We start from the raw sequence: 12,583 nt of genomic DNA on the forward strand, positions 1-12,583 counted from the left end.
TCACTCCGCCGCCGGCGGCGCCTGCCCGGCCAGCGCCTTCAGCGCGGCCAGGTCGGCGGCAACCTCCTCCGGGCCCGCCACCGCCCAGCCGTAGTTCGCGTGGCCGACGCCGTCCGCGAGCTCGGCGAGCGCCTGCACCGGGAGCAGCTCGCGCGCCTTGCGGGCCCGCAGCTCCATTGTCCAGGCCACCGAGGCGTTGAGGCCGTCGTCGCCGGCGGCCGCCCTCGGCACGAAGCCGGCCGCGTCCTCCTGCTCGGACGCCCAGAGGTAGCCCAGCAGGACGTCGCCGGTCGCCACCGCGAGGTACCGGACCGGCCCGTCCGTGGCCCGGGCGTAGTCCCGGGGCCCGCCGGGCACCACCGTGAACAACAGCCCGTCGGTGAGCCGGGGGTTGGCCGCGCCGCTGTCGGCGCCGGTCGGCTCCACTGCATTCGTCACAGCTGAACTCTTCCGTAGATGTGCCATTTTCCGCCCTCGTGGACCACCCGGTCCACGGTGTACCGCACATTGCGGCCGAGCAGGAGATCGAGCTCGTCGGTGCCGCGAACGGCGACCTGCTCCAGCCAGATCGCCGGGGCTCCCGCCGGGACCCTCCAGTACAGGAGGACCGGCTTCGCGGAGAAGCCCGCCGGCGGGACCGGCGCCAGTGAGGTCGAGGTGAAGGACGGCTCGGTGAAGGTGTGCCCGATCAGCGTCGAGGGGTCGTCGAGGTCCCCACCGATGCGTTCCAGGTCGGTCCCGCGCACGACGAGCAGGTCATCGGTCACCCGGTTCTGCTCCATCGCCGAGTCGATCGCCCGGACTGCGTCGATCAACTCGACCGCCCTGCGTGGGGTGACCCCGGCCTGCTCGGCGATGGCCGTGACCTGTGCCAGCGCCTCCTCGCCGCCCGGCGGGGGCGCCGGGGTCCCGGCCTCGCTGCCGGCCTCCTCCCGGTCCAGCATCGTCCGCGCCGCCGCCGCGACCTCGCGGTCGGGGACCACGACGCCGCTGCGGAGGAAGTCGTGGAGGCACTTGTAGCTCGGCGGGTTCGCCGTGCGGCCCGCGTCACCCGAGTAACCGCGCAGGGCTCCCCGCTGATCCGGCGGCAGGGCGCCGACCCGCTGGTTCCAGTGCTCGGCGCCGTACTCACGGGCCTCGTCGTCGGTGGCGAAGGTCCTTGCGCCGTGCGCGAGTTCCAGCCAGGCGACGGCGCTCTGCATGCTGCTCGGCAGCCGGCTGAACTCCGGGCCGGTCATACCGGCAGGGCCGCCCGCCGGACCGAGGACCGTGTGGGTCGGGTCGTCGAGCAGCATCGGGCGCAGATTGCCCTCGTCGTCCCACTGGAGCTCGCCGGCGACGACCAGCTCCCCGGTTGCGGGGCGGTATCCCACGATGGATGTGCCGTCCGAGGTCTGCCCGAGCACCGGCCGACCGGTCCGCTCGTCGTACCCGTGGATCCGGACGTCCGCCCCGGAGGAGGCCAGGGACCAGACGGGAGCGTTCGCCACCACGGTGATCTGGTCGTCGGTCTCGGGGTCGACGCCGATGACCGGACGGTTGGTGTCGCGCTCGAACTCGTAGATCGGCAGACCGCTCAACCGGTGGTAGCCGTAGATCAGCCTGCCGTGCACGTCACTGCCGACGAGCCGGGCTCCGACGATCGGGTGCGCGAAGACCGGATCGCCCGAAGGGTGCCGGAAGTCGACGATCACCAGGCCCTGCGGTCCGTGTCCGTAGATCGGATCACCCGTCTGCTGGACGAACTCGACGATCGGCTCTCCCGTCTGCTCGTGGTAACCGTAGATCGGATCACCCGTGCCCTCGGCGAAGTCGATGATCGGCCGGTTGGTGACCGGGTGGTAGCCGTAGACCGGGGCGCCGTCGTGGTGTCCGACGACCGGCATGCCGGTGAGCGGGTGCTCCGCCGGGGCAACGGTGTCCGGCGGACCGGCCACGTCGAGTGGAGCCGAGTCCGGCAGGCTGGCCGGGTCGTCCAGGTGCAGGTCCTCCCCCTGGGACTGACCGCCGTCGACCGGGCCGGCAACGCCCTCGTCCTCCGAGCTCTCCTGCTCGGAGTCGTGGTGCCCGCCGGCCTGCTGCTGGTCGGCGTGGTACCGCCCCTGGTCGTCGGACGAACCGGAGTTGTCCTCCTCGTCACTCTCGTCGCTCTCGTCGCTGCCGTCGGAGTAGCCGTGCTCCTCCGGCTGGCGCGAGTGGGCCACGCCCTGCTCGGGCTCACTGTCCGTCGAGTCGCCGTCGGACCGCGGCTCGTGCCGGCTCTGCGCGGCCGTGTCCTCGTCGAGGGTGTCCGAGGCCTCGGCAACGGCTGCGTCCAGCCCCTCCCGGGTGAGCACGCCGTCGCGCTGATGCCTGGCAGCCGCGCGCAGCAGTCGGAACAGCCGACCGTGCGGGACGGGGACCTCCTCCGGAATGCCCAGGTGCACCCGGGCGATCCGGTCCAGCTCGCTCTCGTGGAGCGACGTGTGCGGATCGTGCTGTCCCCCGTCGAAGCCCAGCAGCGCATGGGCACCGCGCAGGTTCTCCAGGCTCAGATGGATGTCCACAGCCACCAGCGCCTCCGCGGCCCGGCGGAACGACGCGGTCTGCGCACCGGTCACCGCCGAGTCGGGGTCGGGGGTGTCGGAGTGCAGACTCCGCGTCAGCTGGTCCATGCGGAGGGTGATTGCGTGCGGCTCCTGCGCTGCCGCCAGTGCCAGGATCTCGCGGTCCGTCCGGAATTGGAGGCTGCCGGGCTCCGGAACGGACTGGCGTCCCAGCATCCGGCTGACGAGAGCCAGTTCCTCGCCGTGTTCCTCCAACGGCTCCTGGTAGTCGACCACATTGCCGGGCCCGTCGTGAACGATGTGCTCCGACGACGTCAGGAAGGGCCCGACATAGCGGCGTGTGCCCGGTGTCTCCGTGGTCGCGGAGCTCACGAGCACCGGCCGCGCCCGCCCCGGCACGAAGCGCAGCAACGGCTCGTGCCCCGGCCCGTGCCCGGCCACGATCCGATCGTAGATCCCCTGGTTGAACTGCCCCTCGGGCACCCAGAACATGTGGGCGCCGTGCTGCACGCCCATGCCCTCCGCCATCATCGCGGCAACGGCCGCCTGGTACTCGGAGTTCGCATCCGAGTCGTCCAGCTGGGTGCCGTCGGCCCGAAGCAGGTCGAAGATGTCGTGGTCACCGGTGATCGGCCGCCAGGCGCCTTCGGCGTTGAGGCCGTTGACCACACCGTCGATCACCGAGAACTGCGGGTAGTCGTCCAGCGAGTTCCTCAGGACCTGGTACTCCTCCTGCCGCTGCTGCAGACGCGAACGGACGCGCTCCGCCAGCCCGGGAGTCTGGTTGATCCGGGCCCACTCCTCCGGCGACGGCTCCCTCGGCTCGAAGAAGCCCACCAGCCCCTGGTTCTCCCGAAGGGCGCCCAGCCACAGATCCTCGGCGTTGATGGTCTTGGCCTTGATCTCCTTCGGCTTCGGAAGTGCGCCCTGGTAGAGATGGGCCACCGAATCCGGATTCGTCGGCCGGACTTCGACGACCACCTGGTTCAGATCCGCCATGTCCTGGAACTTCCGCTGGTTGTGCAGCGGAATGCCGAGGACGCTCTCCGCGTACGCCTCAGTGACCTCCAGGTCAGCGGTCGGCCCGGGAGATTCCGTGCTGGCCGCCGGCGCGTCGGCAACCAGGCTGTCGCCCCGGTCGGACTCGTCGCCGGTCTCGTCCTCGGACTCCTCCTCGACGTGGCGAGGCGAGCCGCCGCCGGACTCGTCATCCGAGTCGTCGTCATCCGAGTCGTCGTCATCCGAGTCGTCGTCATCCGCATCGTGTTCGTCGGAGCCGTGGTCGTCCGAATCGTCATCACTCGACGCGTCGTCACTCGATCCGTCGCCCGGCCCACGACCCGGGCCGTCCTCCCGGCCCTCGTTGCTCGAATCGTCGTCGCTCGAATCGTCGTCGCTCCACTCGTCGTCAGCTTCATAGCCCGACCCGGACTCCGGACCATCGTCCGCACGGTCGTGCGGGTCCCCTACGGACAGGGCGTCCACCTCGTGGTCGCCCTGACTGGGCTGATGCTCCGCCACGGACTCGGTCCGCACCCGTTCCGGGGCCGAAGTCGCCTCGGCCTGCTGCCGCTGCTGGTCCAACAGCCGGTGCCGCTCGGCCTCCGCCAGGTCCCGACGAGCCGACGCCTGACGCGCCTCCGCATCGGCCAACCTGCCGTACTCCTCGGCAGCCTCCCGGTACCTCGCCAGCCGAGCCGCCCGGTCCTCCTCGGCCCGCAAGCTCTCGGCCTCCTGCCGAACCTCCTCGTTCCTCAACTGCTCGGCCTGCTCCTCCGCCAGCCGTTCACGTTCGGCCCGTTCGGCCGCCGCCCGATCGCGCTCAACCTGCTCCGTCGCCGACCGCTCACGCTCTGCCTGTTGCGCCTGTTCGGCCCGCTCCGCCGCCAACCGGTCACGCTCAGACTGCCGCTGCTCTGCCTCGTCCAGCAGGACTCGGCTGCGTTGGACCTCCGTCTGTGCTTCGATCAGCTCCCTCGCCCGGCCCTCCGCCGCCGCACGGGCCTCGGCAGCCTCCGCCTCCACCCGCGCTCTGCGGGCCGTTGCCAGCTGTGCCATCTGCTCAGCCGCCTCGCGCAGCACCTTCCCCCGCGACCTGGTGACCGTCGCGCGCGCCTCCTGCTCATCGGCCCGCGCGGCGACGACGCGAGCCTCTGCCTCGGCCTCCGCCCCGCGCGCAACCCTCGCCCGCAGCTCAGCCACCTCGACCAGCGCAGTCGCGGTCTCCGCACGGGCCCGCGACTCCGCCACGGTACCGGGAGCCTCGCCGGACTCCGCCTCCCGCGCCTCGGCCACGCGCAGCTCCGCCCGGGCGAGCGCCGTCGCCCGGTTGGCCTCGATCACGGCCGGGTCCGCGGCCGGGTCCGTGGTCAGGTCCGTGGTCCTGGCCACGTCGCCCTGTCGAGCCTCGGCCAACGCCCTTGCCCGCGCCGCCGCCGACGCCCTCGCGACCTCCGCCGCCGCCCGCGCGTTCGCCAGCTCCACCGCCGCGCGGCTCTGTGCCACGCGGGCCTCGGCCAGCCGGCCGTCGGCCTCCCGCGCTGCCTCCCGCGCCGCCGCCATCTGCTCCGGGGTGGCCTCGCCCGCCTGCACGGCCTGCTCGGTCCGATCGACCTCCGCCTGGGCCGTGTCAGCCAGGTGCTGGGTCTGCTGCGCAGCTGCGGTCGCCCTCGCCGCGCGGCCCTCCGCCTCCCGTACCTCGGCCTTCGACGCGGCGGCCTGGTCGGCCAGCGCCTGCGACCGCGCCTGCCGCGCCTGCTTGGCCAGCTCATCGGCCTGGTCCTGCGCAGCCGCCCTGTCCGCCGGATCGACCGCCGGGTCGTCGACGGCACGCTCGGCCTGCTCCGCCCTCCGCTCCAGATCCGTGGCAAGCGTCTCCGACGCCTTCGCCGCCGACTTCGCCTCCTCCGCCGGCCGCAGCTCCAGCGGGACGTCCTGCTGGGTGGGGCTGAACTGCAGCGTCCGGTCGTCGCCGACCGTCCGGGACTCGGTCTCGGTCAGGGGGATGTCGATGTTCGCCCCGATGACGAAGTTCTCCGTCCTCGGCTCCCGCCCCTCCTCCTCGAAAGTCAGCCGCATCACCGCGTGGCCCTCGTAGTTGGCCATGGCGGTCGGGAACTTGGCGCTGCTCACGCTCTTGGTCGAGGTGTCCTGGAACGGCCCGTCGGTGACCCGCCGCGAGCCGCCCGCGTTCGCCTGGGCGGCGATGCCCACCGCGTGCGGCGTGCCCTCGGCGGCCGTGCCCTTGCCGCCACCGAAGAGCTGGCCGCCCCACAGCTTCCAGTCCATGAAGGTGCTGCGCTGCACGGTGGCGATCTCGTTGGTCGGGCTCAGCTCGGCGTCCGCGGTGGCCTCGACGAACTTCAGCTGGACCAGTTCGACCTTGGCGCTGACCCTGAGGTCGCCCAGCGTCACCACCCGGGTGGAGTCCGGGGTGGCCAGCCGCTCGCCCCTCGTCGCACCGGCGAAGTGCGCGGCGACCGACGGCTGCTCGAAGGCGCTCAACGCCGTGTCCGCCAGCCGGTCCCAGGCCTTCCTGCCGAAGTACTCGGTCCCGACCTGGCGCAGCAGCTCCCGCGCGCCCGGGATCTCCGCCCAGCGCACGACATGGGAGTCGCCCATGCCCTCGGTCCAGATGGACTTCGGTGGCACCTGGACCTTGACCGGCGTCTCCGGCGCCGGTTTCGGCGCCGGCCGGCGGTCGTCGGCGGTGAACTCCGAGGCGGCCCGGTCCGTGCCGACCTTCCCGGCCTCCATCACGGTCTCCACACCGAGATGGGTGTAGGCCATGCCGACCTTGTGGACGCCGAGCATCCGCAGCGCGCGGAACCGGGCGCCGGCGGGCAGAATCCTGTCGGGGCTGCCCGGGGTCATCCACGGCTTCGTCCACGGCCGCCGCTCCATCCTGAACTGCAGCAGCAGTTGCCCGGTGTTGGTCACGCCCGCGACCTTGCTCCGGGTGCCGAGGCCGGTCGTGGTGGACTCGCCCTGGGCGTCCGTCCGTTGCTCGCCCCAGGAGTAGGTGCCGCCGGCGCCGAAGTTCGCCTCGGCGCCGTCGTGGAACGGGTTGGTGGTCCCCGCCGCGGTGAAGGCGACGGTGTGGCCGGAGCCCGTGGCCTTGCCCAGGGCGGTCTCGACGCCGACGCCGCCCTGCCGGTGCTGCAGGCTGGTGTTGGCGTTGAACTCGACCAGCGTCGGATCGAGCTTCTGGCTCAGGCTGTGCACCGAGGCGGTGACGGTGACCTTGCTCCGGCCGCGCTTGAAGGTCAGCAGCGGGCGTCCGCCGGCCATCGACGACTTGAGCCCCGCCTGGATGCGGTCGAGGTCAAGGTCTTCCTTGATCTGTCGGCGGATGTCCTCCCAGTCGGAGCCGAGCAACTGCCGGCCCTGGGCGTCGAGCCGCGCGACCGTGGCTTCCAGCCGCTGTTCGGCGAGCACCGGTCCCGTCGGCTCGGGCTCGGTCAGCGGATCGACCCTCGGCTGCCGCTCCAGCAGGAAGACGTCGGTGACCATGTCGTTGTCGCCCAGGACATGGGTCTCCCTGAGCCGTCGGGGCAGCGTGGCGAACTTGGTCACCGCCGGCACCGCCCCGGGCCCGCCGTCGGGAAGCTTCGGCGCGGTGGTGCGCAGCGGCGTGATCACGGCGGCCCGGACCTCGACCGGATCGCCGGATGCCTTGTAGGAGCGCTCGGGCAGGAAGGTCGTCCCCGGGGCCAGGGGCTTCTTCAGGTCGTACTCGGCGGTGAAGGTCGCCCGCCCCCGGAAGAGCGCGCCGTCCTCCACGTTCTTGCCCCGCGAGACAACGCTGCCGACCATCTCGTCGGTCTGGCTGCTCAGTTTGTCGTGCTGGTAGGTGTAGGAGACGTTGGCCTCGACGTGCGGGGTCTTGGTCTTCCCGGTCCCGCCGACGGTCTTGCGGATGCGCTGGTCCTGGGTCACGCCGAAGCCCGCGCGGGACCGGGTCCCACGCTCGAACTCGACGCCCTCGATGGACGTCTCGTGGACGAACCTGTCGACCGAGGCGCGGACGGTGACACTGCCGTGCCAGCCGTTGACGTCCACGTCGACGCGCAGTGCGCCACCCCGGCTCAGCCGGGACAGGGCGGCCTTCATCGCCACCGGGTCGAAGCGCTCCCGCAGCAGCATGCCCACCTCGTGCGGCAGCCGGTCGACTCCGGTCGCCTCCCGGAGCCTGCGCTCGATGCCCTTCAGCAGCAGGGTCGCCTCGACGCCGAGGCCGTGCACCACGTCGGAGACGCCGAGCAGGCCACGACCGAGCAGTTCGGAGACCTCGCGCTCCGGCTTGGCATCCTCACGCTCGTGCAGACCCTCGCTGGTTTCGGTGAAGGTCGTCGTCGACACATCCGGGCCCACCGTGCGGGTGTCCGACCGGTCCATGGTGAACTGCGGATGCAGCACCGCCGTGCCCGGCCGCTCCGCCGAGAGCGCCACCGGCTTGTCGTCGATGGTGAGACCCAACTGGACGGTGACCTCGGAGTCGAACTTCTCCCGGTCCCGGAAGTACTTGCCGTTCGCATAGGACGTGTCGGAGGCGTTGTTGCGCAGGGTGCCACGGTCGCGCCGCTGGGTTCCGGCGGTCACCGCGACGCCCTGGGTGAGTGATTCGGCCTTCATCCGCTCGGACTCGAAGGTGTTTCCGCCCTGTGCGGACAGCAACCGGGTGCGCGAGAGCTGGTAGCGGTCGGCAGTGACGGTGCTGCTCTCATTGACGGTATTGAGCTGGGCTGTCTCCTCCGGGCCACGGTGCGTCATCTCGCGCACGCGGGCGGTGGCACTGAGCACCACCCGGCCGACGCCGGGCACGTCCAACTCGTGGGTGCTGGTCGGCAGGCCGGTGGTCATCGCGGGGAGGGTGGCCGACAGGGTGTCGTGGTTGAAGGTCGCCAGCACCTGCCCCCGGACCGCCTCCCAGCCGGCCTGCCCCAGCTTGTCCGCGCACAACGCATCGATCGCGCTGTGCAGCGGAGAGATCGTCGGCAGGTCACGGACGATCGTCGTGTCGGGCAGGCCGCCGGGCACTGTGGGGTTGTCGGCCCTGGTGAAGGCGCGCTCCGGCGGAGCGAACACGGTCACCGCGACAGGCTGCCGCTTCGCCCCCACCGGCTGGGCCTCGGCCTGCTCCACGATGGTGGTGAAGCCGACTAGCGCACTCACGACAACGGCCGACTCGGCCGGATTGGCCGGATTGGCCGGATTGGCCGGGTTCGCCCTGTCCTCCAACTCGATGGACTCGTCCCGATCAACTGCGGCAGCCGCCCTACCGGGCGTGAACGGCTTCAACAGCCCCTCGCCCACCACTGACTTGCCGAGGGTGATCGACAGCGTGGCCTCGCCGTCGAAGACCGCGCCCGCGACCTTCTTCTTGAGCGTGAGCACGCTCTCGTCGCTGCGACCAGTGATCCTCGCCCGGCCGCCTGCGTGCTGCACCCCGCCGCCGATGCTGAAGATGCCGGACTTGATGTTGTTCGGCAGGAAGACACCGGGCGTCGGCAGGGCCTTGGTTCCCAGCGTGGCCTTCTGGTTGTTGGATACCCGTTGGACGCCGCTGCCCGTGTTGAACTCGGTCTTCCCGGTGTTGTAGGCGTGAGCCAGGCCCTTTTCGGTCACGAGTGCCGTGATGTCGGCGGTGGCAGTGGTCAGCCCGGTGTCGGAGACAACCTCGACGTGGCAGTAGTCGCCCGCCATCAGGCCCTTGAGGCCCAGTTGCAGGTCGCTGCCGTCCAGTCGGGCGGCGATGGCGGACCGCAGCTTTTTCCAGAGCTCCGCACCGTAGAGGACGGTCCCGCGCCGCTGGTCGTCCTTGGAGAAGCTGGGACTCTTGGTCCGGTTCCCCTTCCCGTCCGTGTGCCAGGCGTCAGCGACGATGTCGGTGGCGCCGAGCGTGCGCCGCTCGGTGATCCGCCGCGGTGCGGTGAACTGTCCGCCCAGGATCGCCCCGGGCAGCCCTTCGAGCGGGACGTCCCGGGCGGGCACCGAGAAGTGGACAGTGACGTCGACCGGAGCGACGGTCTCCTGGTGGGTCGAACCGGGAAGCCTCGGGAACCTGGTGAGGTCGGTGAGGTCCACCTCCAGGGTCATCGGGGCGTCGATGAGCATGCTGGGCTCGACGGACTTGCCTCGCGTGATGCGGCGGCTGCCGCTGGAGAAGTCCTCGCCCGTCGTCCGGTCCCAGGTGTAGCCGAAGGTCTCGGTGGTGTCGACCCGCTCCGGCACGGAGAACTTCACCTGGGCGCTGGCCTGGACCCGCTTGCGGGTGTCCGTGTGGAAGCCGTCCCCCTGCTGGTGGTCGCCGCCGCTCTCGAACTCGGTAATCGGCCCGGGACGGCCGGCGTCCGGCCTGCCGACCCGGCCGGTGATCGTGATCTTCCCCGACCAGGTTCCGACCTCGGACGGCTGGAGCGGCATGATGTCCCGCCGGTCGCCCATGGACACCGAGATCGGCACCTCCAGGCTCATCCCGCGCGCCAGCTTGGCCATCGCCCCGCGCAGGGCGACCGGGTCGACGAACACCTGGTCGATCGCATCCGGAGCCTCCGAGTCGGCCCCGACGATCCTCGCCACGGCGTCGTTGATGTCCTTGGCGAAGACCCGGAGGCCGTCCTCGCCGTCCGCGCGCTCGGAGTCCACCGTGAGGTACAGATCACTCATCGAGAACCGGCCCTGACGCTCGATCCGGCTCCGCACCGGGAGGTCGGGCTTCTTCTCAGCCCCGGAGTCCCGGCTGCCACCCTCGGAGCTCCCGTTGCCCTTCGGCTCCTCGTTGTCCTTCGGCTCCTCCTCGGATTCCGATTTTCCACCGTTGCCCGGGTTCGCCTCGTCCGAATCCGCGTGGTCCCGGACTACAGCATCGTAATGGTCGGTCAGGTTGTAGCAGATCCGGATTTCCTGGCCGGTCTCCGGACCGTAGGAAATCCCCCGCTCACGCACGCTGCGCCCGCCGGTACCGCTCTCCTCGTAGCAGGTCACCAGCCTTATGCCCAAGGCATGGGCGGCGAGAGCGGGAAGCATCTCCCCCTCAGGGCTGAGGTAGTCGTTCTCCCAGTTCGCCACCACACTGCGCAGCCGGGCCACCTCGTCGTCGTGGACGATGCCCGTGGGGCGATCGGGATGTCCCATGACTTCTTCGATCGCGGTTTCCCGGTCGAGCGCACCATTCGAATAGCGCTCGATGATTTCTTCACGATCCAGTTGTCCCGGATTGCGGGAGCTGTCCTCGTGGGAGAGGATCCTTCGGACCTCAGCGACGAACTGATCGGACGTCGCCCGCTCAAGTCGGGCCTTCGTCGCCGCCTGTCCCTCAGGAGTCAGGCGGTAGGGGTGCACGATCTCGCGCAGCACGTCGGAGTCCCGGCCGGCCTGGAGAACGTCCTCCAGCCTCGCCCCGACGACTGCCTTCAACCGTGCACCTGGATCCAGTTCAGCAAGTGCCGGTTCATGCGCGCTGAGGAACTCCTCGACCCAGTCACGGGCGCTCCCGTGGATGGAGTTGAGGATGCACAGGCCGATGGATCCCCGTGACGGCTCCTTCTTCCAGCCCTCCATCGGCCGCGCCTCGGGCTCGGCGAAGCTCACGGCGCCGGGCAGTGGGCTGTGGATCTCTTCGGCAGCGGCGTGATCGAAGCCCTCGGGCCGGTCCTTGAAGCTGCCGTCGTTCGACAGCTGCGCGCCGTGCTGGACGACCACGGCGGCGTACGGATCGCCGGCATCGTGTTCCCCGGCCGGGCCGCCGGTCCGGGCCCCCGCCTCCCCCTTGCGCGTCTCGATCTCCTCCGGCGTGGGACGGCGGAGCTCCAGCCAATGACCGCCGCCCGTGAGCACCGGCCGGCCGTCGCCGCTGAAGCCGATCTTCGCGGCGACCACCAGCCGCCCCTCGGCGCCCGCGTCACGCCCGTCCGGAACGAACCACACCGGCTGGTCGGCGACCAACGCGGAGGAGGTGACCCCCTCGGACCAGAGCTTCCGCATCACCTCCGCGACAAAGCCGCGGTTCAGCTCCGAACCGAGACTGCAGGCGACGAACTGCAACGGGTCGGTCCCGTTCCACTCACCCGATTCACGCAGCTCGCGCAGCAGCCCGGTCATCTCCTCCGGACCGAGCTCGCGGCCCTCGAAGACCGGTCGGCCGGTCTTGGCAGAGGTGTGCATCGCCAGCGTGTGGACGCCGTCCTGCCGGGGGAACCGGGCCAGCGCCTCCTGGACCAGCCGACGGGCCGTCGGGTCCGGATTGCCGTCGTCCAGCCACCGACCACGCCGCACACCGCCGACACCGCCGAGCGGAGTCCCGAGCGGAGCCCCGGGCCGGCGGACCGGCGGCGCATGGTTCTCCTGGTGCGGCTGGACCGGCGGCGCGTCGTCCGCCGGGTGCGGGTGGACGTCGACGATCCGGTTCGCCTCGACCGTCACCCGGAGCCGCCTGCCCGCAAAGGTGCCCACCACCTGGACCGCGCCGGAAGGGTCCGTCCGGCTGCTCTCGTAGCGGGCCACCGCCTCGCGGGCGGCGATGCCCATTTCCTCCCGGGTCCAGTCGCCGAACGTGCCCTCCGGGTACTGCGTGCGCGGAAACCCGGACAGCGGCAGGTCGGGCGCGCGCCGAGGCCCGGTCGGCGCCAAGGGGCTCGGGCCCGACGGGCGCCCCTGCTCGGCGCCGGAACCGGAACCGCGCGGGTCCTGGCCCTCGATGCGCGGACGCTTGCCCATGGCCTGGCTGCTGGAGCCCACGTCGCCGTCCGAATTCGGACGCTTGGCCGACCGGACCTGTTCCGGGTAGTACTCGACATGCCGACCGTTGCGCACCAGGCCCACGATCCGCACGCCGCCGCTCATCCCACGCCACTGGTAGGTGTTCTCGCGCCCGGGAACGAGCCCGAGCTCGAAGCGGGAGCGGAACGCGTTCTCGACGTGGTGCAGCAGCAGCTCCGGTGTCCAGCGCGCGGGGAACATGGTGCGCTCGCCGTCGGCGGCCTCGTGCCACCGGGTCGCGAACTGCGCCAGCGGGTCGTCCGGACGCAACCTCGGAT

The 12,583-nt window shown here is 71.2% G+C and carries 2 protein-coding genes (1 of these 2 only partly in view); both read right to left on the reverse strand.

The window, feature by feature from the left end; translation table 11 throughout:
• Positions 1 to 438 (reverse strand): hypothetical protein, encoded by a 438-nt coding sequence (locus BS75_RS04225; protein WP_152646175.1) that lies wholly within the window; start codon positions 436 to 438, stop codon positions 1 to 3.
• Positions 435 to 12,583, reverse strand: partial view of an EndoU domain-containing protein gene (locus BS75_RS04230; RefSeq protein ID WP_034087234.1) — the 3' end only. 28,642 nt of this gene lie beyond the right edge of the window; the window shows 12,149 of its 40,791 coding nt (coding positions 28,643-40,791); the start codon falls outside the window, past its right edge — the gene reads right to left on this strand; it ends in the stop codon at positions 435 to 437. Before BS75_RS04230 ends, BS75_RS04225 begins: the two co-directional genes overlap by 4 nt.

The organism is Streptacidiphilus albus JL83 (genome assembly GCF_000744705.1).
Taxonomy (GTDB): Bacteria; Actinomycetota; Actinomycetes; order Streptomycetales; family Streptomycetaceae; genus Streptacidiphilus; species Streptacidiphilus albus.